Origin of the sequence: Bradyrhizobium frederickii, from assembly GCF_004570865.1 — a bacterium.
GTDB lineage: Bacteria > Pseudomonadota > Alphaproteobacteria > Rhizobiales > Xanthobacteraceae > Bradyrhizobium > Bradyrhizobium frederickii.
On sequence record NZ_SPQS01000024.1, the window covers coordinates 39,812 to 64,142 of the forward strand.

General features: G+C 65.7%; 23 protein-coding genes. 12 read left to right on the plus strand and 11 right to left on the minus strand.

The window, feature by feature from the left end; translation table 11 throughout:
* Nucleotides 1-113 precede the first annotated feature (113 nt).
* On the minus strand, nucleotides 114-1,223 hold the full coding sequence (locus E4K64_RS31715; protein WP_135166909.1) for a DUF2336 domain-containing protein: 1,110 nt from the start codon (nucleotides 1,221-1,223) through the stop codon (nucleotides 114-116).
* A gap of 244 nt (nucleotides 1,224-1,467) precedes the next feature.
* Nucleotides 1,468-2,169: an RluA family pseudouridine synthase gene (locus E4K64_RS31720; protein WP_167772363.1), complete on the minus strand. Its 702-nt coding sequence runs from the start codon at nucleotides 2,167-2,169 to the stop codon at nucleotides 1,468-1,470.
* Between the two features lie 60 nt (nucleotides 2,170-2,229).
* On the opposite strand from E4K64_RS31720, the gene ftsY reads away from it, so the two are divergent.
* Nucleotides 2,230-3,177, plus strand: a complete 948-nt coding sequence (ftsY, locus tag E4K64_RS31725) for a signal recognition particle-docking protein FtsY (protein WP_135166910.1) — start codon at nucleotides 2,230-2,232, stop codon at nucleotides 3,175-3,177.
* Nucleotides 3,178-3,304: 127 nt separating this feature from the next.
* Nucleotides 3,305-3,907, plus strand: coding sequence for a septation protein A (locus tag E4K64_RS31730; RefSeq protein ID WP_135166911.1), 603 nt, complete (start codon nucleotides 3,305-3,307; stop codon nucleotides 3,905-3,907).
* Between the two features lie 155 nt (nucleotides 3,908-4,062).
* Here the strand turns inward: E4K64_RS31730 and E4K64_RS31740 are convergent, their stop codons facing one another.
* The 5 genes from E4K64_RS31740 to ccmA all read right to left on the minus strand — a co-directional run bounded on the left by E4K64_RS31740 (nucleotide 4,063) and on the right by ccmA (nucleotide 7,200).
* Nucleotides 4,063-4,659, minus strand: coding sequence for a DsbE family thiol:disulfide interchange protein (locus tag E4K64_RS31740; protein ID WP_135166912.1), 597 nt, complete (start codon nucleotides 4,657-4,659; stop codon nucleotides 4,063-4,065).
* A complete protein-coding gene (gene ccmD / locus E4K64_RS31745) occupies nucleotides 4,656-4,841 on the minus strand; it encodes a heme exporter protein CcmD (RefSeq protein ID WP_126261308.1) in 186 nt (61 codons plus the stop codon). Before ccmD ends, E4K64_RS31740 begins: the two co-directional genes overlap by 4 nt.
* Entirely contained in the window at nucleotides 4,838-5,629 is a 792-nt protein-coding gene (locus tag E4K64_RS31750) for a heme ABC transporter permease (RefSeq protein ID WP_135166913.1), read from the minus strand. Before E4K64_RS31750 ends, ccmD begins: the two co-directional genes overlap by 4 nt.
* Nucleotides 5,630-5,720: 91 nt before the next feature.
* Nucleotides 5,721-6,389, minus strand: coding sequence for a heme exporter protein CcmB (ccmB, locus tag E4K64_RS31755; RefSeq protein WP_028150494.1), 669 nt, complete (start codon nucleotides 6,387-6,389; stop codon nucleotides 5,721-5,723).
* Between the two features lie 208 nt (nucleotides 6,390-6,597).
* Nucleotides 6,598-7,200, minus strand: a complete 603-nt coding sequence (gene ccmA / locus E4K64_RS31760) for a heme ABC exporter ATP-binding protein CcmA (protein WP_135166975.1) — start codon at nucleotides 7,198-7,200, stop codon at nucleotides 6,598-6,600.
* Between the two features lie 239 nt (nucleotides 7,201-7,439).
* On the opposite strand from ccmA, the gene acnA reads away from it, so the two are divergent.
* The 3 genes from acnA (at nucleotide 7,440) to E4K64_RS31780 (ending at nucleotide 12,098) form a co-directional block, all read left to right on the plus strand.
* The gene (acnA, locus tag E4K64_RS31765; RefSeq protein WP_126261306.1) at nucleotides 7,440-10,160 is read left to right on the plus strand and encodes an aconitate hydratase AcnA; all 2,721 of its coding nucleotides are present in this window, start codon (nucleotides 7,440-7,442) and stop codon (nucleotides 10,158-10,160) included.
* Nucleotides 10,161-10,395: 235 nt separating this feature from the next.
* Nucleotides 10,396-11,172: a DUF1223 domain-containing protein gene (locus E4K64_RS31770; protein WP_135166914.1), complete on the plus strand. Its 777-nt coding sequence runs from the start codon at nucleotides 10,396-10,398 to the stop codon at nucleotides 11,170-11,172.
* A gap of 557 nt (nucleotides 11,173-11,729) precedes the next feature.
* Nucleotides 11,730-12,098 carry a DUF2794 domain-containing protein gene (locus tag E4K64_RS31780; protein ID WP_135166916.1) on the plus strand — a complete coding sequence of 123 codons (369 nt, stop codon included), beginning with the start codon at nucleotides 11,730-11,732 and terminating at the stop codon, nucleotides 12,096-12,098.
* Nucleotides 12,099-12,255: 157 nt separating this feature from the next.
* Here E4K64_RS31780 and E4K64_RS31785 read toward each other — a convergent pair whose 3' ends face one another.
* From E4K64_RS31785 to E4K64_RS31800, 4 genes are all read right to left on the minus strand, one after another.
* Nucleotides 12,256-12,786 carry a GNAT family N-acetyltransferase gene (locus tag E4K64_RS31785; protein WP_135166917.1) on the minus strand — a complete coding sequence of 177 codons (531 nt, stop codon included), beginning with the start codon at nucleotides 12,784-12,786 and terminating at the stop codon, nucleotides 12,256-12,258.
* Nucleotides 12,787-13,040: 254 nt separating this feature from the next.
* Complete coding sequence (locus tag E4K64_RS31790) at nucleotides 13,041-13,832, minus strand: Bax inhibitor-1/YccA family protein (protein WP_135166918.1); 792 nt, start codon at nucleotides 13,830-13,832, stop codon at nucleotides 13,041-13,043.
* Nucleotides 13,833-14,113: 281 nt separating this feature from the next.
* Entirely contained in the window at nucleotides 14,114-16,684 is a 2,571-nt protein-coding gene (locus tag E4K64_RS31795) for an ABC transporter permease (protein ID WP_135166919.1), read from the minus strand.
* A complete protein-coding gene (locus E4K64_RS31800) occupies nucleotides 16,681-17,403 on the minus strand; it encodes an ABC transporter ATP-binding protein (protein ID WP_135166920.1) in 723 nt (240 codons plus the stop codon). The genes E4K64_RS31795 and E4K64_RS31800 overlap by 4 nt, the downstream gene beginning before the upstream one ends.
* 55 nt (nucleotides 17,404-17,458) lie before the next feature.
* Here E4K64_RS31800 and E4K64_RS31805 point away from each other — a divergent pair, with 55 nt between their 5' ends.
* The 7 genes from E4K64_RS31805 (at nucleotide 17,459) to sucD (ending at nucleotide 24,245) form a co-directional block, all read left to right on the plus strand.
* A complete protein-coding gene (locus tag E4K64_RS31805; protein WP_167772364.1) occupies nucleotides 17,459-18,094 on the plus strand; it encodes an arylesterase in 636 nt (211 codons plus the stop codon).
* Nucleotides 18,095-18,265: 171 nt separating this feature from the next.
* Nucleotides 18,266-18,802, plus strand: coding sequence for an RNA 2',3'-cyclic phosphodiesterase (gene thpR, locus E4K64_RS31810; RefSeq protein ID WP_135166922.1), 537 nt, complete (start codon nucleotides 18,266-18,268; stop codon nucleotides 18,800-18,802).
* Between the two features lie 215 nt (nucleotides 18,803-19,017).
* On the plus strand, nucleotides 19,018-20,202 hold the full coding sequence (zapE, locus tag E4K64_RS31815) for a cell division protein ZapE (protein WP_135166923.1): 1,185 nt from the start codon (nucleotides 19,018-19,020) through the stop codon (nucleotides 20,200-20,202).
* 271 nt (nucleotides 20,203-20,473) lie between these two features.
* A complete protein-coding gene (gene mdh / locus E4K64_RS31820; RefSeq protein WP_028133274.1) occupies nucleotides 20,474-21,442 on the plus strand; it encodes a malate dehydrogenase in 969 nt (322 codons plus the stop codon).
* Between the two features lie 204 nt (nucleotides 21,443-21,646).
* Complete coding sequence (gene sucC, locus E4K64_RS31825; RefSeq protein WP_135166924.1) at nucleotides 21,647-22,843, plus strand: ADP-forming succinate--CoA ligase subunit beta; 1,197 nt, start codon at nucleotides 21,647-21,649, stop codon at nucleotides 22,841-22,843.
* 4 nt (nucleotides 22,844-22,847) lie between these two features.
* Nucleotides 22,848-23,327, plus strand: coding sequence for a DUF1579 family protein (locus E4K64_RS31830; RefSeq protein ID WP_135166925.1), 480 nt, complete (start codon nucleotides 22,848-22,850; stop codon nucleotides 23,325-23,327).
* A 33-nt stretch (nucleotides 23,328-23,360) separates the two neighbouring features.
* Complete coding sequence (sucD, locus tag E4K64_RS31835; protein ID WP_135166926.1) at nucleotides 23,361-24,245, plus strand: succinate--CoA ligase subunit alpha; 885 nt, start codon at nucleotides 23,361-23,363, stop codon at nucleotides 24,243-24,245.
* Nucleotides 24,246-24,331: the final 86 nt, after the last annotated feature.

Here is a 24,331-nt window from a genome sequence, read left to right on the forward strand (position 1 = left end):
GACCGGGCGAGCCAGTACGCCGCGGCTTTTCCGCATCTCACCGACGTCTCTGGAATACTGGATCCCCCGCTTTCGCGGGGGATGACACCGTTCGTTTGGCGAATAGCGCGCCCCTACGACGCCCTGACCTGCCAGAACCGCAGCGTGCGCTTTGCATTCTCCGGCGTCATGCGCGCGTAGTGCGCTTGCGCCCGCGCGAGGTCCGCGGGCTTCATCGCGCCGGTCGCAAAACGGCTTTCGAGCACGGCGATGGCGGTTTCCCAGCTGAGCTGCGCGGCCTTGCACGGCACCAACAGCCCGTCGTCGCGCAGGCTCTGCATGAGCGGACGGATCACCTCGACGGTCGATCCGGACAAGGCGGCCAGGGCGGCGGCGGTCTCCTCGTAACGGCGCTGCCTGGCGAAGCCGAGCAACGTCGCCTCGTTGAGCTGGCCGGTGGCCTTGAGGCCCGCAATGGCGCGCTTGGCGCCTTCGAAATCGCGCGCGCCCGACATCTCGCGCTCGACGCCGACGGCGATGGCCGCGATCGCGCTCTGGATCTCCTCGAACAGATGCGGCGGTGCGCACGACAACAGGCGGGCGCGCACGGCATCGGTCGCCGAGCGCAGCAATCGGCGGCGCAGCTCCGACGGCAGGTCGACGCGGACGCCGACGCTGACGGCAAGCTCCGGATCCGCCTCGGCCTGCCCGACCATGAGCGCAAATCCGGTCCCGGAGACGCGCGCGCCGGGATTGGCGGCGAGCCTGCGGCTGACGCTGGGATAGCGGCGCGCCAGCAGCGCGTCGGTGACGATCTCCTTCAGCCACCAGCGGCCGGCGATCGCGAGCAGATGCGGCTCGCCCTTGCTGGATGCGATCTTCACCAGCTCGCCGTCGTCGAGGCGGGCGGATTCCTGCAGCACGGGACCGGCGATGCGGATCTCGTTGTTGCTGGCGAGGCGGCGGATCACGGAGGGCGGCGCCTGCGCGACCGGCGCCAGCTGCGCGCTGATCTCGGCGAGCGCGATGCGGGCGCCCATGTCCGCGAGCGCGCGCAGCTCGATGGTGCCGATCAGGCGATCGAGCACGTCGTCGAACAGCGCGATCTGTTCGTCGTCGAAACTGCCGGCGGAGGTGAGGAACAGATCGGTGACCCGGCGGGCCGTTGCCAGGCCTTTTTCCGGTGAGCCGGCGCGAATCGCGGATTCGACCTCGTCGATGATCGATAGCCCGGCCGTGGACATGACGCGTTGCTCGTCCTGAGCGAATTGACGGAAGCTTGTTCTAAGCAAACGCGATCATGAGGGACGAGGACTGAAGGTTTCGTAAACCATGGGGCGGTAGCTGAGCGCGACGCTCCTTCCGACCACCGCTCCTCATCCTGAGGAGCCCGCTGAAAGCGGGCGTCTCGAAGGATGGCGGCAACGATTGAGGCCTTCATGGTTCGAGACGGCCGCTACGCGGCCTCCTCACCATGAGGATAGGCACCTATTCCCCGTTCCACCCGCAAGCCCTCAGCTTCTCATGCATATGCGGCGGTGCCGGCGCCACGACGCGGACCGGCTCCTTGTTCCGGGAGATCGGCACCACGATCTCGCGGGAATGCAGGTGCAGCTTCGGCTCGCCGAAGCGCGGGCCGTTGCCGTAAATGTTATCGCCGAAGATCGGCCAGCCGGTGGCTGACGAATGCACCCGCAATTGATGGGTCCGTCCCGTCACCGGTTCCATGGCAAGCCAGGTGAAGCCGTCGCCGCGGCCCATCACCTTCCAATTCGTGACGGCCTTCTGGCCTTCGGGGTCGGGCTTCTGCCACCAGCCGCGCTCGGCGTTGAGCCGTCCCAGGGCTAAGTCGATGGTGCCTTCGTCTTCAGTGGGGCCGCCCTCAACCACGGTCCAGTAGGTCTTGCCGATCTTGCCGTGCTTGAACAATAGGCCGAGCGAGGCGGTCGCCTTGCGATGGCGGCCGAGCACGAGGCAGCCGGAGGTGTCCTTGTCCAGCCGGTGGGCCAGCACCGGCGGCCGCGGCAGGCCGAAGCGCAGCGCGTCGAAGGAATCCTCCAGATTGGGACCGCCCTTGGGGCCGCGATGCACCGGCAGGCCGGCCGGCTTGTCGATGACCAGCATCAGGCCGTCGCGATGGAGCACGCGGGCCAGGATCTCGTCGGCCGTCAATTGGGGAACATCGAGCAATTGCAAGACTTTCGGTCAAGACTTTCGTTTATGGGCCGGAACGGCTAACACACCCCCGCCATGAACGATACCACGTCAGATCCCCCCAAGCTGAGCTGGTGGCGCCGCCTGTCCAACGGGCTGAAGCGCACCTCGTCCTCGCTCGGGACCGCGGTCGCCGACCTCGTCACCAAGCGCAAGCTCGACCGCGCCATGCTCGACGACATCGAGGACGTGCTGCTGCGCGCCGATCTCGGCACCTCCGTCGCGGTCCGGATCGCGGACGCGGTCGGCACCGGCCGCTACGACAAGGCGATCTCGGCCGACGAGGTCAAGGACGTCGTCGCCACCGAGGTCGAGAAGGTGCTGGCGCCGGTGGCGAAGCCGCTCGAGATCGATGCGGCCAAAAAGCCGTTCGTCATCCTCGTGGTCGGCGTCAACGGCTCCGGCAAGACCACCACGATCGGCAAGCTCTCGCAAAAATTCGCATCCGAAGGCCGCAAGGTGATGCTGGCCGCCGGCGACACCTTTCGCGCAGCAGCGATCGAGCAGCTCAAGGTGTGGGGCGAGCGGACCAAGACGCCCGTCATCGCGGGCGCGCAAGGCTCGGACTCCGCAAGCCTTGCCTTCAATGCGCTCACCGCGGCCAAGGAGCAGAACGTCGACGTGCTGCTGATCGACACCGCCGGCCGTCTGCAAAACAAGGCCGAGCTGATGAACGAGCTCGAAAAGGTCGTGCGCGTGATCCGCAAGGTGGATGCGACCGCGCCGCATGCGGTGCTGCTGGTGCTGGACGCCACCGTCGGCCAGAACGCGCTGTCGCAGGTCGAGGCCTTCCATCGCACCGCCGGGGTCACCGGCCTCGTGATGACCAAGCTCGACGGCACCGCGCGCGGCGGCATTCTGGTGGCGCTGGCCGAGAAGTTCAAGCTGCCGGTGCATTTCATCGGCGTCGGCGAAGGCGTCGACGATCTCGCGCCGTTCACCGCGCGCGACTTCGCCCGCGCCATCGCCGGAATCGAATCGTAGGTTTCCTCGTCATGCCCCGCGAAGGCGGGGCATCCAGTACGCCGGAGCTTCTCGGTTCGGCCGCGCTGGCTCTGGAATACTGGATCCCCCGCCTTTCGCGGGGGATGACAGCAAAGAAGGTCAGGTAATGGACAAGACCCAGCCGCATCCGCTGTTCAAGCTCGCGACCGAGCTCGGTCCGCTGCTCGTGTTCTTCTTCGTCAACGCGAAGTTCAACCTGTTCGCCGCCACCGGCGCCTTCATGGTCGCGATCGTGGCGGCAATGATCGCGTCCTACGTGGTGACGCGTCACATCCCGGTCATGGCGATCGTGACGGGCGTGATCGTGCTGGTGTTCGGCACGCTGACCCTGGTGCTGCACGACGAGACCTTCATCAAGCTCAAGCCGACCATCATCTACGGCCTGTTCGCCGCGATCCTCGGCGGCGGCCTGTTGTTCGGCCGTTCCTTCATCGCCGTGATGTTCGACCAGGTGTTCAACCTGACGCCGCAGGGCTGGCGCATCCTCACGCTGCGCTGGGCGCTGTTCTTCGCCGGCATGGCGGCGCTGAACGAGATCATCTGGCGCACGCAAAGCACGGACTTCTGGGTGAACTTCAAGGTGTTCGGCGTCACCCCGCTGACCATGATCTTCGCCATCGCCCAGATGCCGCTGACCAAGCGCTACCACCTCGCGCCGGTGTCGCTGGAGAGGAGCGAGGCCGAGGCGGGGGATGTGAGCAAGGGGTAGAGCGAAACGTCGACCCACATACCGCTGTCATTCCCCGCGAAAGCGGGGAATCCAGTACGCCGCGGCTTCTCCGTATACGTCTGACGTCTCTGGAATGCTGGATCGCCCGATCAAGTCGGGCGATGACAGTCGGGTATGTCGCACGAGCGCGGCGATCAGCTCCCCGCCGCCTTCAACGCCTTCTCCATCTGCGGCAGCAACACCTTCTGCAGATTGTCCGGCGTGATCGGGCCGACCAGCTTGTAGAGAATCGTGCCCTCGCGGCCGACGACGAATGTTTCCGGCACGCCATAGACGCCCCATTCGATCGAAGCGCGGCCGTTGGCGTCGACGCCGACGCGGCTGAACGGGTTGCCGTAGCGCCCCAGGAAGCGCCGCGCATTGTCGGATGCGTCCTTGTAATTGATGCCGACCAGCTGGAAGCGCTTGTCTTTTGCCAGCTCGGTCAGCAGCGGCGCCTCGTCGTGGCACGGCACGCACCAGGACGCCCAGACATTGACAAGACTGACCTTGCCCTTGAACGCGGCGGGATCGAGGCCGGGCACCTGGGCGCCGTTGTCCTGCAATCCCTCCAGCGGCGGCAGCGCGGTCTGCGGCGCGGGACGGCCGATCAGCGCCGAGGGAATCCGCGAGGGATCGCCGCTGCCGAGCCGGAACCAGAACAACAGCGCAAGTGCGATGAAGGCGATCAGCGGCAGCACCATCAGGAAGGTGCGGCGCTGCGGCGCTGCGGCGGCGGGTTGATCGCTCATCGCAGCTCCGTCGCGCTACGGCCGGACCGGCGCGTGATGCCGCGCTCCTCCAGCTCGCGCAGCCGCTGCGTCTGGTTGCGATAGTCGAGCGCGATCCAGCCGATCAGGATCGCGACCACGAGGGCCGCCGCCGCATAGGACGTCACGATGAAGGATGCATAGGGACCAAGCGACATGATCATGCGGCTCCAACTTCGTTCGACGCGTTTTGTCCGCGCGAGCCGGTGCCCATCTCGCTCGAAAACGCGACGCGGCTCGCCTGCATCATCTGCAGGGAGCGGACCCGGCGGCGCAGAATCTCGTTGCGCATCGCCGCCAGATGCAGCGTGACGAACAGCAGCGTGAAGGCGATCGCCATCACCAGGAGCGGAATCAGGAACGATTTGTCGAGGGCCGATCCGCCCATGCGCATCACCGAGGCCGGCTGGTGCAGCGTGTTCCACCAGTCGACGGAGAATTTGATGATCGGCAAATTCAGCGCGCCGACCAGGGTCAGCACCGCGGCCGCGCGTGCCGCGCGCGAGGGATCGTCGACCGCGCGCCACAGCGCCATCAGGCCGAGATACATCAGGAACAGGATCAGCACCGAGGTTAGCCGCGCATCCCATTCCCAATAGGTGCCCCACATCGGCCGGCCCCACAGCGAGCCGGTGAGCAGCGCCAGGAAGGTGAAGGCGGCGCCGATCGGCGCGGCCGCCTTGGCGGCGACGTCGGCGAGCGGATGCCGCCATACCAGCGTGCCCAGCGAAGCGATGCTCATCACGCCCCAGACGAACATCGACAGCCAGGCATTGGGCACGTGGATGAACATGATCTTCACCGTCGCGCCCTGCTGGTAGTCGTCGGGCGCGAGCGCGGCCTGATAGAGACCGATCGCGAGCAGGACGACGGTCGCGGCCGCGAGCCACGGCAGGACCCGCGCTGTCAGCGCGAGGAACCGCGTGGGGTTGGCGAGGTCGATCAGTGTCATGGTACCCTGATAATCATCGGTGGCCGCTCAGGCAATCAGCACGAAAGCGAGGGGCGAAAGTTGATCGGGGTCAAGGCCGGTCGAGCGCATCTCAATCGAGCCCGTGCCGCAGGCTCGCTGCGGCTGCGAAGGGGCCGATCACGAGGCTGACCAGCGACAGCGCGCACAGGATCGAGAACGGCGCGCCGAACGTCATCGGACCGACGATCACGGCCTGCGAGGCCGCCACGCCGAAAATCAGCACCGGGATCGACAGCGGCAGCACCAGCACCGCCATCAGCAGGCCGCCGCGGTGCAGCGTCACCGCCAGCGCCGCGCCGATCATGCCGGTGAACGTCAGCGCCGGGGTGCCCGCCAGCAGCGTCAGCGCCACCGCCCCGGTCGCGACCATGTCGAGGTTGAGCAGGAGGCCGAGCACGGGGGTTGCGACAATCAGCGGCAGGCCCGCCGCCAGCCAATGCGCCAGCGCCTTGGCGGCACAGGCGAGTTCCAGCGGCGTCCGGCTCATCGTGATCAGGTCGAGCGAGCCGTCCTCGTGGTCGGCCATGAACAGCCGGTCCAGGGTCAGCAGGCTCGCCAGCAGCGCGCCGAGCCAGAGGATCGCCGGCCCCAGCCGCGACAGCAGCGCCAGATCCGGCCCGACCGCGAACGGCATCAGCACCACCACGGTCAGGAAGAACAGCACCCCGATCAGTGCCCCGCCGCCGACGCGGAGCGCGATCCGGATGTCCCGGCGAATGAGGGCGGACAGGGCGGTCATGGGGTGGCTCCGGCGCGCCCCAGGGGCGGTGCGCTCCCTCCCCCGCTTGCGGGGGAGGGCCGGGGAGAGGGTGTCTCGACAACGAAGGCTCCCCCAGAGGAGAGAACCCTCACCCGGCGCTCCGCGCCGGCCTCTCCCGCAAGCGGGAGAGGCGAAGGAACGGAGCGGCCGGTGCCCAGCCGCTCGGAAAGCTGAGGGTCGGTCGAATTCACGCCACGCCCCCGATCCGCAGCTCCCGCGATTCGATCCCGAGCGGGGCGTGGGTCGCTGCGACGATGAGGCCGCCGCGCGACAGGTGCTCGCGCATCAGGCCGCCGAACATGTCCTGGCCGGCAACGTCCAGCGCATTGGTGGGCTCGTCCAGCAGCCAGACCGGGCGGCGGACGGTCAGCAGGCGCGCCAGCGACAGCCGGCGGCGCTGGCCCGCGGAGAGGAAGCCCGCAGGCAGATGGGTGGCATGGTCGAGCCCGACGGTGGCGAGGGTCGCGGCGGCGTCGCCGCGCTCACCGCCCAGGAAATCAGCCCAAAAGCTCAGATTTTCAGCGACGCTGAGGGCCGGCTTCAGGGCATCGCGGTGGCCGAGATAATGGCACTGCTCGGGCAGCGTCAGCTCGGCATCGCCGCCCGCGAGCGCGATCTGGCCGCCCGCCGGCACCAGCAGGCCCGCGATCAGCCGCAGCAGCGAGGTCTTGCCCGAGCCGTTGCGGCCGACGACCGCCACGGCCTCGCCAGAGACCGCGGCGAAATCGAGCCCGGCAAACACCTGGCGGCCGCCCCGCACGCAGGCGACTCCGTGTCCGGAGAGCCGCATCTCGCCTCGTTTCAGTTCAGTCAAAGCCGGGCCTCAGGAAAACTTGGGGTAGCGCATGGGAATTTTTGGCTCGCGATTGCTGCGGCACGATTGTGGCTGTGGCGGCGCGGTTAGAAAGCTTCTATAAGCCCGGAACTACTTGATGCAGCAACTCAACCTGCCCCTGCAAGCGGCCCAGCCTGATACGCTGACGGTGTTAAGATACCCTGCCGGGTATAGCTAACAATTGGGATTCCTACATGACCTCGCTCGACAGCTTCAAATGCAAAAAGACCCTCAAGGTCGGCGCCAAGACCTACGTCTATTACAGCCTGCCCACGGCCGAGAAGAATGGTCTGAAGGGGATTTCCAAACTTCCCTATTCGATGAAGGTCCTGCTCGAGAACCTGCTGCGCAACGAGGACGGGCGTTCGGTCAAGAAAGAGGACATCGTCGCCGTCTCCAAATGGCTGCGCAAGAAGTCGCTGGAGCACGAGATCGCGTTCCGCCCGGCGCGCGTGCTGATGCAGGACTTCACCGGCGTGCCCGCGGTGGTCGATCTCGCCGCGATGCGCAACGCCATGCAGAAGCTCGGCGGTGATGCCGAAAAGATCAATCCCTTGGTGCCGGTCGACCTCGTCATCGACCACTCCGTGATCGTGAACTTCTTCGGTGACAACAAGGCCTTCGGCAAGAACGTCACCGAGGAATACAAGCAGAACCAGGAGCGCTACGAGTTCCTGAAGTGGGGCCAGAAGGCGTTCTCGAACTTCTCCGTCGTGCCGCCCGGCACCGGCATCTGCCACCAGGTCAATCTCGAATATCTGGCCCAGACGGTCTGGACCAAGAAGGAGAAGATGACGGTCGGCAAGAAGACCGGCACCTTCGAGGTCGCCTATCCCGATTCGCTCGTCGGCACCGATTCCCACACCACCATGGTCAACGGTCTGGCCGTGCTCGGCTGGGGCGTCGGCGGCATCGAGGCGGAAGCCTGCATGCTCGGCCAGCCGCTGTCGATGCTGCTGCCCAACGTCGTCGGCTTCAAGCTGAAGGGCGCGCTGAAGGAAGGCGTCACCGCCACCGACCTCGTGCTCACGGTCACGCAGATGCTGCGCAAGCTCGGCGTGGTCGGCAAGTTCGTCGAGTTCTTCGGCCCCGGCCTCGACCATCTCTCCGTCGCCGACAAGGCGACCATCGCCAACATGGCGCCCGAATACGGCGCGACCTGCGGCTTCTTCCCGGTGGACGCCGCCGCGCTCGACTACCTCAAGACCTCCGGCCGCGCCTCGGCGCGCGTCGCGCTGGTGCAGGCCTATGCCAAGGCGCAGGGCCTGTTCCGCACCGCCAAGTCGCCCGATCCGGTGTTCACGGAAACGCTGACCCTCGACCTCGGCGACGTCGTGCCGTCGATGGCGGGCCCGAAGCGTCCCGAAGGCCGCATCGCGCTGCCGACCGTCGCGGAGGGCTTCTCGCTTGCGCTCGGCAGCGAGTACAAGAAGGCCGAGGAGCCCACCAAGCGCTTCCCGGTCGAAGGCAAGAACTTCGATATCGGCCATGGCGACGTCGTGATCGCCGCGATCACCTCCTGCACCAACACCTCGAATCCGAGCGTCTTGATCGGCGCCGGCCTCTTGGCGCGCAACGCCGCGGCGAAGGGCCTCAAGGCCAAGCCGTGGGTGAAGACCTCGCTCGCTCCGGGCAGCCAGGTGGTGGCGGAATATCTCGCCAATTCCGGCCTGCAGCCCCATCTCGACAAGGTCGGCTTCAACCTGGTCGGCTTCGGCTGCACCACCTGCATCGGCAATTCCGGCCCGCTCCCTGAGGAGATCTCGAAGTCGATCAACGACAACGGCGTTGTCGCGGCCGCCGTGCTCTCCGGCAATCGCAACTTCGAAGGCCGCGTCTCGCCGGACGTGCAGGCCAACTATCTGGCCTCGCCGCCGCTGGTCGTTGCCTACGCGCTCGCCGGCAGCGTCACCAAGAACCTCGCCAGCGAGCCGCTCGGCGAGGGCAAGGACGGCAAGCCGGTGTATCTGAAGGACATCTGGCCGACGACGAAGGAGATCAACGCCTTCATGAAGAAGTTCGTGACCGCGTCGATCTTCAAGAAGAAATATGCCGACGTGTTCAAGGGCGACACCAACTGGCGCAAGATTAAGACGGTCGAGAGCGAGACCTATCGCTGGAACATGTCTTCGACCTACGTGCAGAACCCGCCCTATTTCGACGGCATGAAGAAGGAGCCGGAGCCGGTCACCGATATCGTCGAGGCGCGCATCCTCGCCATGTTCGGCGACAAGATCACCACCGACCACATCTCGCCGGCCGGTTCGATCAAGCTCACCTCGCCCGCGGGCAAGTATCTCAGCGAGCACCAGGTGCGTCCCGCCGACTTCAACCAGTACGGCACGCGCCGCGGCAACCACGAAGTGATGATGCGCGGCACCTTCGCCAACATCCGCATCAAGAACTTCATGCTGAAGGGCGCCGACGGCAACATTCCGGAAGGCGGCCTCACCAAGCACTGGCCCGACGGCGAGCAGATGTCGATCTACGACGCCGCGATGAAGTATCAGGAAGAGAAGGTGCCGCTGGTTGTGTTCGCCGGTGCCGAATACGGCAACGGCTCCTCGCGCGACTGGGCGGCCAAGGGCACGCGTCTGCTCGGCGTGCGCGCCGTGATCTGCCAGAGCTTCGAGCGCATCCATCGCTCCAACCTGGTCGGCATGGGCGTGCTGCCGCTGACCTTCGAGGACGGCACCTCCTGGTCCTCGCTCGGCCTGAAGGGCGACGAGAAGGTCACGCTGCGCGGCCTCGTCGGCGACCTCAAGCCGCGCCAGAAGCTGACCGCGGAGATCGTCTCCGGCGACGGCTCGCTGCAGCGCGTTTCGCTGCTCTGCCGCATCGATACGCTGGACGAGCTCGACTACTACCGCAACGGCGGTATCCTGCACTACGTGCTGCGCAAGCTCGCGGCGTAAGCGCGGATTTGTGAACGATGGCTCACTGCGAAGTGAGTAGAAGACTGAACGAAGGCGGCCTATCACAAGGCCGCCTTCGCGCGTTTGCGGCATGCTCTAGATGGGCCCGCCCGGCGGAAAACCTCCCTTTGGACGGTTCGCCCGGACGGTCGGGTGTGCTGCGCCCCGTAAGACTACGGTGACCATCCGGCGATAAGATCTCCCTTCCCACGAGCAATGGTGTGCGGCGTTCGACATGACAACAATGACGGCTTCTCATCTGGTTTCACGTTGGTCCGGTGCTCTCTGGTCGGGCGCTCTCGGCATCTGTGCGATCGCCGCCGTCATCCGTCCTGCCGAAGCCGAGCCCCGCGCCGTTGTCGAATTGTTTACCTCGCAGGGCTGCTCGTCCTGCCCGCCCGCCGACCAGATCATCGGCGATCTGTCGAAAGATCCGTCGATCATCGCGCTGAGCATGCCGATCGATTATTGGGACTATCTCGGCTGGAAGGACACGCTGGCGGATTCGCGTTTCTCTGCGCGGCAGCGCGCCTATTCGAAGATGCGCGGCGACCGCGAGGTTTACACCCCGCAGGTCGTGGTCAACGGCTCCACCCATGTCGTCGGCAGCGATCGTGCCGGCATCGAGAATGCGATCGGCAAGACCGACAAGGGTACGGGCGTGATGAGCGTGCCGGTGACGATGTCGCTCGCGGGCAAGCAGATCAACGTGTCGGTCGCCGCGAGCAACGAGCCGGCCGTCTCGCATGGCGAGGTCTGGATCTGCTCGATCGCCAAGTCGGTGCCGATCGCGATCACCCGCGGCGAGAATCGCGGGCAGCAGGTCACCTATCACAACGTGGTGCGCAACCTGCTCAAGGTCGGTGACTGGACCGGGCGTCCGGAAAGCTGGACGGTGCCGATCGAGAACCTCACGCGCGATGGCGTCGACGGCGCGGTGGTCTACGTCCAGGACGGCAGCCGCGAACGACCGGGCCCGATGCTCGGCGCGGCGTACACCTCGCTGCATTGAAGACGCAGAGGTCTCAAGACAATCAGCCTCTCGTCATTCCGGGGCGCGCCACTTGGCGCGAGCCCGGAATCCATCGATCCACTTGCTGAGACGAGAAATGGATTCCGGGCTCGCACTTCGTGCGCCCCGGAATGACTGAGACACCGGAAACCTCCCGGCCACAAACAAAAAAGGACCAACTTGCGTTGGCCCTCCTTGTCGTGCGTACAGACCCGATCCTGTTCGACCCCGGGGGGCTGGGGGCTGAGGAATCCGGAACCGAAAGGACCGGGTCAACGCACGCCCATCTTCTCGCAGTGCAGGGCGGCAGTCGCTAGGCGGAAAAGCGGCGATACTATGATTCCTGCTAACGATCCCGTGACGGTTTGCCGCGACAGAGTTCCACCTTTGCGTGTGCGGGAAATCGCACCCGATTCGACCGGTTGAAAGCAGGCACCGAGTTCCATCAAGGGCCCTTGCGGCGAGGAACGGTTGGCGCAATCATGTCCTTGTCATGATCCGGTTCCGGGGACGGTTCGCGGGACCTGGGGTAAAGTCGTGCGATGAGGAGGCTCTCCATGAGTCTGATGTCGGAGGATGCCGATCCGAGCGAGCAGCGCGCGGCGGCGCGCCCCGCCGCGAATGCGCAACAGAGCAGGGTGACGTTCAACCGGCTCGAGCTGCACCGTATTCTCAATCTCTATGGGCGCATGGTCGCCGACGGCGAATGGCGCGACTACGCCATCGACTTCCTGAAGGACCGCGCCGTTTTCTCGGTCTATCGCCGCGCCTCAGAGGTGCCGATCTATCGCATCGAGAAGGACCCGCGCCTGGCGCGCAAGCAGGGCATGTACAGCGTGATCTCGGCAACGGGCCTGATCCTGCGCCGCGGCCACGAGCTGGAGCGCGTGCTGCTGGTGATCGATCGGAAGCTGGCGGTGGTGTAACGGCACGAGCAGTGCCGTAGGGTGGGCAAAGGCGCATAGCGCCGTGCCCACGTCCTTTTTACGATCGCCGCAAGTCGTGGGCACGCTTCCGCCTTCGCTCTTCGAGCTACGGCGGACAAGTCGCTTTGCCCACCCTACGAGACCTACTTCCTACGACCTACTTCCCCGGCACCGTTGTCGCGCCCTCGCCGAGGTCGCGCTGCATCATCACCGTATCCAGCCAGCGGCCGAATTTCAGCCCGACATTGGGATGCGTGCCGATCATCTTGAAGCCGCCCTTGGTGTGCACGCCGATCGAGCCGGCATTGGCGGAATCGCCGATCACCGCGATCATCTGGCGGAAGCCGCGCGCCTCGCATTCGGCAACCAGCCGCTCCAGCAGCAACGAGCCGATACCGCGGCGGTGGAAAGAAGGATCGAGATAGATCGAGTTCTCGACCGTGAAGCGATAGGCCGGCCGCGGCCGATAGGCGCCGGCATAGGCGTAGCCGGCCACGCGTCCCTCGAGGATGGCGACGAAATAGGGATAGCCGCCGTCGATCAGCGTGCGGTAGCGGCGCGTCATCTCGGCGAGGTCGGGCGGCTCCAGCTCGAACGTCGCCGTGCCCTCGCGGACGGCCTGCTGGTAGATGGCGGTGATGGCGGGAAGTTCGGCCTCGGTGGTGGGCCTGATTTCGGGTGCGGACATGGCGTGAAGATAGCAGGGACGCAGCGATGAGCAACGCTGTTCCCGCATACGTCATGGCCGGGCTTGTCCCGGCCATCCACGTTCTTCCGCGCCTTCGACTGCCGAGGTCGTGGATGCCCGGGCCTTCGCCTCGCCGAAGCGGCTTCGGCCGCGCAGGCGGGACGAGCCTGGGCATGACGAGGAGTTCATGACTCACGCAAACAAAAACCCCGGCCTTTCGGCCGGGGTTGGTGTCGTTCGCTCTGGTCCGTCGCCTACTCGCGCTGGCCGAGCAGCTGCAGGAGCAGCGTGAACAGGTTGATGAAGTTCAGGTACAGCGACAGCGCGCCGGTGATGGCCGCACGCTCTGCGATGTCACCGCCGGCCGAGGCATAGCCGTAGATGTAGTCGTTCTTCAGCCGCTGGGTATCCCAGGCGGTGAGGCCCGAGAACACCAGCACGCCGACCACCGACACGATGAACTGCAGCATCGAGCTGGCCAGGAACAGGTTCACCAGGCTGGCGATGATGATGCCGATCAGGCCCATGAACAGGAACGAGCCCATCCCGGTCAGGTCACGCTTGGTGGTGTAGCCGTAGAGGCTCAGCGCACCGAAGGTGGCCGCGGTGATGAAGAACACCCGCACGATCGAGGTGTGCGTGAACACCAGGAAGATCGACGACAGCGAGATGCCCATCAGCGCCGAGAACACCCAGAACAGGACCTGGGCGGTCGAGGGGGCGAGACGGTTGATGCCCGCCGAGATCACGAACACCATGGCGAGCGGCGCGAGCATGAACAGCCACTTCAGGGGGCTGACGAACATGGCGTATCCGAACGGCGTCAGGAACAGCTTGCCGACGCGGACCGCGTCCGCCGTCGGAACGTCGGTCACGGCGGCCATGTAGACGCCGAGCGCGGCAAGGCCGGTGATGGCCAGGCCGATGCTCATGTAATTGTAGATGCGCAGCATATAGGCGCGCAGGCCGGCATCGACCGTCGCGGCGTCAACACGCCCGGCGGCCCTGCCGAAAGGAGAAGCGTAGTTACGGTCTAGGTCCGACATGGTCGAATTCCCGTTGGTTGGTCCGGTCCGGCACGAGGGTCGCCATGCCGCCGGTTCGTCAAATTCTATCTCGGATACCGACACCAGCCGACTAAATTTTGGCTAACAATCGGGGCTCCGAACCCACTCGATATGTGGGAAACTAACACATTCGCTGCAACCTTCCACGCGCGGCTGAATGTCGCCCTTGGCGGCAATCCTGACGCGAACCTGACGAGCAGTCGTGGTTAATCGCGGGAATCGTGCGATTCCGCATCCGGGCTGCCCCCCGCTACATTTTGTCACAAATTCCGCAACACCGTGGCGGGCTTTTTGTTCAACGCCAGCAGCGTGCCCGCGAGCCCCAGCCCGACGGTGACGACGAGCGCGGCCGCCACGACCCCGGCCGCGCTGCCGGCCTGCCAGACGAAGCTCAGCGTCATCAGCCGCGTCACGATCATCCAGGCCGCGACGCTGCCGGCGATCACGCCGAACAATGCGGTGGCGAGCCCGATCAGGAGGTATTCGAGCGCATAGGCGCCCAGCAGCCGCAGCCGCGTCGCGCCCAGCGTCTTAAGGATCACGGCATCGTAGACCCGGTGGCGATGACCGGCGGCGAGCGCCCCGCCCAGCACCAGGATCGCCGAGATCAGGGTCACCGCGCTGGCGCCGCGAATCGCCAGCGCCAGATTGGTCACCACCGAGCCGACCGTCTCCATCACCTCGCGCACCCGCACGCTCGTCACCATCGGATAGGCGTCGGCGACCTGCTTGATGATCTTGCCGTCGGCTGCCGCATTCCCGCCCGGTTCCGTCAGTGTCGCGATATGGGTGTGGGGCGCGCCCTTGAAGGCGTTCGGCGAGAACACCAGAACGAAGTTGATGCCGAGTCCCTGCCAGTCGATGGTGCGCAGATTGCCGATTTTGGCCGGGATGTCGCGGCCGAGCACGTTGACCACGATCTCGTCGCCGAGCTTGAGGCCCAGTCCGTCGGCGATCTTCTTCTCCATCGAGACCAGCGTCGGGCCGGAATAATCGGCGCTCCACCATTCGCCCTCGACGACCTTGGAGCCTTTGGGCAGCTCGGCGGTATAGGTCAGGCCGCGGTCGCTCTGCAGCACCCATTCGGAATCGGTGGACGGCTTGAGCTCCTCGGCGCGCAGCCCGCGCGCGGCGACGATGCGTCCGCGCAGCATCGGCACGTCCTCGACCTTCGCGCCGGGCGCGATCTTGCGGAGATAATCGTCGAACGGTGCGGCCTGCGCGCTCGGAATGTCGATGAAGAAGAACGACGGCGCCTGATCGGGGAGGGCCGCGAGGAACTGCCGCCGCAGATTGCCGTCGATCTGGGTGATGGTGACGAGCACGGCGAGCCCGAGCCCCAGCGACAGCACGACCGAGGGCGTCAGCGCGCCCGGCCGGTGGATGTTGGCGATCGCGAGCCGCAGCATCGGCAGCCGCGTCCGCGGCAGCCGCCGCGCGATCGCCATCAGCAGGGCGGCGATGCCGCGCAGCAGGGCGAACACGACGACCGAGGAGGCCACGAATACCGCGGCGATGCGCTTGTCGAAGGAGAGCCCGATCACCACGGTGATCAGCAGCGCGATCACCACGCCCATGAACACGACGTAGCCTGCGCGCGGCCGGTGCCATTCCGAGCTGATGGTGTCGCGGAACAGCGCCGCCACCGGCACGTCGTGGACGCGTCCGAGCGGCCACAGGCCGAAGGCCAGCGCGGTCAGGAGGCCGTAGACGAACGACAGCGCGAGCTCGTCGGCATGCACGGCCGGCACCACCGGCAGCGGCAGCAGCTTGCCGAACAGGCCAACGATGGCGAACGGCATGGCGGCGCCGAGCGCAAGGCCGATCGCCGAGCCCACGCCCGCGAGCACGAGAACCTGCGCCAGGTAGATGCCGAACACGTCGCGACCGGTGGCGCCGACGGCCTTGAGGGTCGCGATCACCTCGAGCCGGCGGTCGATATGGCTCTTCACGGCATTGGCGACGCCGACACCGCCGACCAGCAGCGCCGCGAGCCCGACCAGCGTCAGGAACTGGGTGAAGCGGTTGATGTTGCGTTCGAGCTGCGGCGAAGCGTTGGAGCGGCTGCGGATCTCCCAGCCGGCCTGCGGCGCGGCGCTGCGCGCATCCGCGATGAAGGCTTCGGTGGCGCGCTCGTTGTTGGCGGTGTCAGGCAGCTTCACCCGGTAGACCCAGCGCACCAGGCTGCCGGGCTGGATCAGGCCGGTGGCGCGCAGGCCCGATTCGCTGATCAGGAAGCGCGGGCCGAAACCGATGCCGCCGGCGAGCTTGTCGGGCTCGGCTTCGACCGTCGAGCGGATCTGGAAGGTCGCCGAGCCGATCGTGACACGGTCGCCGGTCTTCAGCGACAGCCGCGCCAGCAGCGTCGGGTCGGCGGCCGCGCCGAACGCGCCGTCGCGCTCCGCGAGCAGGTCGGACATGGGCAATTGTGGCGCCAGCGTCAGCTGGCCCAGCATCGGATAGGTGTCGTCGACCGCCTTCATCTCGACCAGTGCGAGCTGGCCGTCGGCCGCGCGCGCCATGCCGCGCAAGGTGGTGGCGGTCGACACCGTGCCGCGCGAGCGCAGGAAGGCGACCTCCTCGGGTTTCGCTTCGCGCTGGAACAGCACGAAGGAGACGTCGCCGCCGAGCAGCGTCCGGCCCTCGCGGGCAAGGCCGTCGGAGAGGCTCGCCGACACCGAGCCGACGCCGGCGATCGCCATGACGCCGAGCGCGATACAGGCGATGAAGACGTAGAAGCCGCGCAGGCCGCCGCGCAATTCGCGCAGCGCGTAGCGCAGCGACAGCGCGACGCCGCCCGGCTTGGCGAAGGGTTCGGCCGCCGCGCTCATGCCGGCGCAGACTGCGTGTCGATGTGGCCCGAACGCAGGCGGATCACGCGATCGCAGCGATGCGCCAGCGAGGAATCGTGCGTCACCAGCACCAAGGTCATGCCGCGCTCGGCGTGCTTGCTGAACAGGAGATCGACGATCTGTTGTCCGGTGGCCTCGTCGAGATTTCCGGTCGGCTCGTCGGCGACGAGGATGGCGGGATCGGGCGCCAGTGCGCGGGCCAGCGCGACGCGCTGCTGCTCGCCGCCGGAGAGCTGCGTCGGATAATGATGCAGGCGGTCGCCGAGCCCGACGGATTGCAGCTCCTCTGCCGCGCGCCTCGCGGCATCGGGATTGCCGGCAAGCTCGAGCGGCACCGCGACGTTCTCCAGCGCCGTCATGGTCGGGATCAAGTGAAAGGACTGGAAGACGATGCCGACCTGGCGGCCGCGGAAGCGCGCCAGCGCGTCCTCGTCGAGGGCATTGAAAGGCGTGCCTGAGACCACCACCTCTCCGCTATCAGGACGCTCCAGCCCCGCCATCACCATCAGCAGCGTGGATTTGCCCGAGCCTGACGGGCCGATCAGGCCGACCGTCTCGCTCCGGCCGACTCGCAAGCTGATATCCTTGAGGATGTGAACGCGTGCCGCGCCTGTGCCCAATGAGAGATTGACGTTGGAGATGGCGATGGTGTCCGCCGAAGCGACGGCGAGCGAAGAGGTATCGATGCGAGTGTCCATGGTCCGGTCATATGGCAACTCCGCTAGCGCGGTCGAGAGGCGTTACGGATTGTTCATGCACATAGCCGTGTTGATGCTCGCCTTCATGACAATGGCGAACCCGGCTTGGGCGGACGCGACAAGACCGATCAAGCTCGTCGTTCTCGGCGATTCCCTGAGCGCCGGTCTCGGCCTGCCGGCTCAGGACGCGTTCCCGGCCAAGCTGAAAAAATCCTTGCAAGACAAAGGCATAGATGTCGACATGACCAATGCCGGGGTGTCCGGCGACACCACCTCGGGCGGCCGCGACCGGCTCGACTGGTCGGTCCCCGAGGGAACCGACGGGGTCATCGTCGAGCTCGGCGCCAACGACGCCTTGCGCGGCCTCGATCCCGATCTGGCGCGCGCCGCGCTCACCGACATCGTCCAGCGGCTCAAGGCGCGCAAGATCGCGGTGATGCTGTGCGGCATGCTGGCGCCGCCGAATTACGGCGCCGATTATGCCGCGCGATTCAATTCGATTTATCCGGATCTGGCGAAAAAATTCGACGTGCCGCTCTACCCTTTCTTTCTCGAGGGTGTTGCGGCCGACGCCAAGCTCAACCAGGCCGACGGCATTCATCCGACCGCGGCCGGCGTCGACATCATCGTCGGCAACATCATGCCCGCGGTGCAGGCATTCCTTGGCACGATCGCTGAGCAACGGCGTTGAAAGCAGGCAGTGCTCGCCGTAATTCCCAGGGTTTTACCGGGGTGAGGCGCGGCGTGCTTCGCAGAGTCACACAACTGCGATAGGAATCAAGGTACCGGTGATTCGTCGCCGGCTCTAATTTGGATATGATCCTGCTCAGGGATCGTACCCAAGCATCGGGAGTGCGAAACGATGCCGCGTTTGTTCACGGGTCTGGAAATTCCGGCCGAGATCGGCCAGGCGCTTTCCAACTTGAGAGGAGGCCTTCCCGGCGCCCGCTGGATCGATCCCGAAAATTATCACGTCACCTTGCGCTTCATCGGCGATATCGACGGCGTCTCCGCCAACGAGATCGCCTCGATGCTGTTTCGCGTCGATCGCAAGCCGTTCGAGGTCAAGGTGCAGGGCCTCACCAGTTTCGGCGGCCGCAAGCCGCGCGCCGTCGTTGCGACCATCGCACCGAGCAAGCCGCTGATGGAATTGCAGGCCGAGCTCGAACGCATGATGCAGCGGATCGGCCTCAATCCCGAAGGCCGCAAATACATCCCGCATGTGACGCTGGCCCGGCTGCACGATGCCACCGACCGCGACGTCGCCGACTATCTCTCGCTGCGCGGCTATTTCCCGAGCAAGGCGTTCATGGCCGAGCGCTTTGTGCTGTTCTCCTCGCGCGCCTCGACCGGCGGCGGCCCGTATGTCGTGGAGGACGCCTACGAGCTGTGTGCGTGATTTCTTTCTTCACCTCTCCCCGCTTGCGGGGAGAGGTCGGATCGCTTTTGCGATCCGGGTGAGGGGGTACAGGTCTCACTGCGATCTCAAGCGCGGAGAGAGGCCCCTCACCCCAGCCCTCTCCCCGTAAGAACGGGGCGAGGGAGAGGAAACCGCATACCCCGTCCACCAATTCACGGGTTGCAATTTCCGCCGGTCTCTGGCGGTAAAGGGCCATGCTCTCGACCCCCAGTTCCCCCTTCAGTGACGCCTATCAGGCCCAGATCGCCTCAGGTGCGATCGAGCCCGATGCCGCGCAGGCCGAGGTCGCCGGGGCCTATGCGGCGCTCGACATGCGGCTTTCGACCTACAAGCCGCAGCGCAAGCAGGGCCTGCTCAGCCGGCTGTTCAGCAGCGACAAGGACGAGGCGCCGCGCGGGCTCTACGTCCATGGCGAGGTCGGCCGCGGCAAGACCATGCTGATGGATCTGTTCTTCCAGCACGCCACGGTGGAGCACAAGCGGCGCGCGCATTTCCACGAATTCATGGCCGACGTGCATGAGCGCATTTACGACTATCGCCAGAGCATCGCGCGCGGCGAGATCGCCGACGGCGACGTCATCGCGCTGACGGCGAATGCGATCTTCGAGGAGAGCTGGCTGCTCTGCTTCGACGAATTCCACGTCACCGACATCGCGGACGCGATGATCCTGGGACGCCTGTTCGCCAAATTGTTCGAGCTCGGCACCGTCGTGGTCGCGACCTCCAACGTGGCGCCTGACGATCTCTACAAAGGCGGCCTGAACCGCTCGCTGTTCCTGCCCTTCATCAAGCAGATCACCGACCACATGGACGTCGCGCGGCTCGATGCGCGCACCGACTTCCGGCTGGAGAAGCTGCAGGGCGTGCCGATGTGGCTGACGCCGGCGGATGGCGATGCGGACGCGGCGCTCGACCGCGCCTGGTTGCGGATGTCCGGCGGCGCCAAATGCCGGTCGCGCGACATCTCGATCAAGGGCCGCATCCTGCACGTGCCGTGCTCTGCTCACGGCGTGGCGCGGTTTTCGTTCGCCGACCTCTGCGAGAAGCCGCTCGGCGCATCGGATTACCTCAGGCTGGCGCACGACTATCACACCATCCTGGTCGACCATATTCCAGTGATGGACTTCTCCCAGCGCAACGCCGCCAAGCGCTTCATCACGCTGATCGACACGCTCTATGACAATGCGGTGAAGCTGATGGCCTCGGCCGACGCCAACCCGATTTCGCTGTATCTCGCCCATGAGGGCGTTGAGGCCATGGAGTTCAAGCGGACCGCCTCGCGCCTGATCGAGATGAGCTCGGAATCCTATCTGGCGCTGGCTCACGGCCGCAAGGATTCCACCGCCAGCGGCTCCACCAAGGGCCTGGTGGAGACTTAAAGGGCCTGGTGGAGACTTAAGTCCTATTTGTGCCAGCGCTGTCATTCCGGGGCGTCGCGAAGCGGCGAGCCCGGAATCCATCCATCGGCGCGCTCTGTCGCCCGATGGATTCCGGGTTCGTGCTTCGCACGCCCCGGAATGACGAGGATGTGGCTGGCGGCTATCGCGGCAAGCCCGACAATTGGGCATTGGGCGACTTGAACGGGGGAGGCGAAAGGGATAACCACCCGTCTCAGTTTCCCCTCCTTACGTGTCTAAAGGACAGGCTCACATGGCGCGCGACAAGATTGCTTTGATTGGCTCCGGTCAGATCGGCGGAACGCTGGCTCACCTCATCGGCCTGAAAGAACTGGGCGACGTCGTGATGTTCGACATCGCCGAGGGCGTGCCGCAGGGCAAGGCGCTCGACATCGCGCAGTCCTCGCCGGTCGACGGTTTTGATGCGCATTACACCGGCGCCAATTCCTACGAGGCGCTCGACAATGCCAAGGTCTGCATCGTCACCGCCGGCGTGCCGCGCAAGCCCGGCATGAGCCGCGACGACCTGCTCTCCATCAACCTCAAGGTCATGGAGCAGGTCGGTGCCGGCATCAAGAAATACGCGCCCGACGCCTTCGTCATCTGCATCACCAACCCGCTCGACGCCATGGTCTGGGCGCTGCAGAAGGCTTCGGGCCTGCCGCACAAGAAGGTCGTCGGCATGGCCGGCGTGCTGGATTCGGCCCGCTTCCGCTACTTCCTGGCCGACGAGTTCAACGTCTCGGTCGAGGACGTCACCGCCTTCGTGCTCGGCGGCCATGGCGACACCATGGTGCCGCTGGTGAAGTATTCCACCGTCGCCGGCATTCCGCTGCCCGACCTCGTCAAGATGGGCTGGACCTCGCAGGCGCGGCTCGACGAGATCGTCGACCGCACCCGCAACGGCGGCGCCGAGATCGTCAATCTGCTCAAGACCGGCTCGGCCTTCTACGCGCCGGCTGCCTCGGCCATCGCGATGGCCGAGAGCTATCTGCGTGACAAGAAGCGCGTTTTGCCCTGCGCCGCCTACCTGAACGGCGAATACAGCGTGAAGGACATGTATGTCGGCGTGCCCGTCGTGATCGGCGCCAAGGGCGTCGAGCGCGTCGTCGAGATCGAGCTTGCCGGCAAGGACCGCGAGGCCTTCGACAAGTCGGTCGGTGCCGTCCAGGGCCTGGTCGATGCCTGCAAGAAGATCGCCCCCGATCTTCTCGGCCGCTAAGGCGCAAAACACTTCCCGCCGAAGACCGAAAACCCGGTCTTCGGCGGTTTCATTTCCGGGGCCCGTGTCCGGGCGGGCTCCGGTTCGGCAGTCCAGATCGATGTCAGAGAATCCGGGTTGCAGTTCCTGTGGTATATGGTATGCCAGCCACAAGACTGAGGTGGGCCCTAGAGGTCACCGCCCGCGGGTTCAGGGAGCGACCATATGAATATCCATGAATATCAGGCCAAAGCGCTGCTGAGTGAGTTCGGCGTGCCGATCTCCAAGGGCGTCCCGGTCCTCAAGCCCGCGGATGCGGAAGCCGCCGCCAAGGCCCTGCCGGGCCCGGTCTATGTGGTGAAGAGCCAGATCCATGCCGGCGGCCGCGGCAAGGGCAAGTTCAAGGAAGCCAGTGCCGGGGACAAGGGCGGCGTCCGCATCGCCAAGGCGGCCGCAGAGGTCTCCGAATTCGCCAAGCAGATGCTGGGCGCGACGCTGGTGACGATCCAGACCGGCCCCGCCGGCAAGCAGGTCAACCGCCTCTACATCGAGGACGGCTCCGACATCGACAAGGAGTTCTATCTTTCGCTCCTGGTCGACCGCGAGACCTCGCGCGTCTCGTTCGTGGTGTCGACCGAAGGCGGCGTCAACATCGAGGACGTCGCGCACAATACACCTGAGAAGATCGTGACCTTCTCGGTCGATCCCGCCACCGGCATCATGGGTCATCACGGCCGCACCGTCGCGAAGGCGCTGAAGCTCTCCGGCGATCTCGCCAAGCAGGCCGAAAAGCTCACCGCGCAGCTCTATGCGGCCTTCGTCGCCAAGGACATGGCGATGCTGGAGATCAACCCGCTGGTGGTGACCAAGCAGGGCCAGCTCCGCGTGCTCGACGCCAAAGTGTCGTTCGACGACAACGCGCTGTTCCGTCACCCCGAAGTGCTCGCGCTGCGCGACGAGACCGAGGAAGACGCCAAGGAAATCGAGGCGTCGAAGCACGACCTCAACTACGTCACCCTCGACGGCAACATCGGCTGCATGGTCAACGGCGCCGGTCTCGCCATGGCGACGATGGACATCATCAAGCTCTACGGCATGTCGCCCGCCAACTTCCTCGATGTCGGCGGCAGCGCCAGCAAGGAGAAGGTCGCCGCCGCCTTCAAGATCATCACCGCCGATCCCAACGTGAAGGGCATCCTGGTCAACATCTTCGGCGGCATCATGAAGTGCGACGTGATTGCCGAGGGCGTCACGGCGGCGGTTCGCGAGGTCGGCCTCAACGTGCCGCTGGTGGTTCGCCTCGAAGGCACCAATGTCGAGCTCGGCAAGAAGATCATCGATGAATCCGGACTGAACGTCGTCGCGGGCGACAATCTCGACGATTCCGCGCAGAAGATCGTGAAGGCCGTCAAGGGAGGCTAAGGCCATGGCCCAGGACCATCTCGCCGCATCATCTCCGCTTCCCGAGCACGCGCGCCTCGCCGCGTTCGCCGGCGAATGGGATGGCGAAGAGATGGTCTTCCCGTCGCGCTGGACCGCGGGCGGGCCGGCCACATCGCGCACCGTCGCGCGCATGGACCTCAACGGATTCTACCTGATCCAGGACAGTGTCCAGATGCGCGACGGCAAGCAGATCTTCGCCACCCACGGCATCTTCAGCTACGACCGCGACGACCGGACCTACAAATTGTTCTGGTACGATTCGCTCGGTTACACGCCGCCCTCGCCCGCTTCGGGCGGGTGGGTCGGCAAGACCCTGACGCTGGTGCGCGGCTCGCTCCGCGGCAATGCGCGCCACGTCTACGAGATCATCGACGACGATTCCTATTCGTTGAAGATCCAGTTCTCGCCGGACGCGGAAGGCTGGGCCGACGTGCTCACCGGCGTCTACCGCCGCATCCACTGACCTCTCACTCGTTAGTTCGCGAAAGCAGACCTCATGTCCATCCTGATCGACAAGAACACCAAGGTCATCTGCCAGGGCTTTACCGGCAAGAACGGCACCTTCCATTCCGAGGCCGCGATCGCCTATGGCACCAAGATGGTCGGCGGCACCTCGCCGGGCAAAGGCGGCGCGACGCATCTCGGCCTGCCGGTGTTCGACACCGTGCGCGAGGCGCGTGACAAGACCGGCGCCGACGCCTCGGTGATCTACGTGCCGCCGCCGGGCGCGGCGGATGCGATCTGCGAAGCCATCGACGCCGAAATCCCACTGATCGTCTGCATCACCGAGGGCATTCCCGTCCTCGACATGGTGCGGGTGAAGCGCTCGCTGCTCGGCTCCAAGTCGCGCCTGATCGGGCCGAACTGCCCGGGGGTCATGACCGCAGGCGAATGCAAGATCGGCATCATGCCCGCCAACATCTTCAAGACCGGCTCGGTCGGCATCGTCTCCCGGTCCGGCACGCTGACCTATGAGGCCGTGTTCCAGACCTCCCAGGAGGGCCTCGGCCAGACCACCGCGGTCGGCATCGGCGGCGACCCGGTCAAGGGCACCGAGTTCATCGACGTGCTGGAGATGCTGCTGGCCGACCCCAAGACCGAATCGATCATCATGATCGGCGAGATCGGCGGCTCCGCCGAGGAGGACGCCGCCCAGTTCCTCAAGGACGAGGCCAAGCGCGGCCGCAAGAAGCCGATGGTCGGCTTCATCGCCGGCGTCACCGCCCCTCCGGGCCGCCGCATGGGTCATGCCGGCGCGATCATTTCGGGCGGCAAGGGCGACGCCGGTTCCAAGACCGAGGCGATGAAATCGGCAGGGATTACAGTGTCTCCGTCGCCCGCCCGCCTCGGCCACACGCTTGCCGAAAAGTTGAAAGGCTGATTCACTTCTTCGTGCTTTTCCGGGCGAAGTTTCGCAGCAAATAGGGTAAAGGGTGCCTGTCGCGCCGAGCCTCTGCCGGGGAGCTC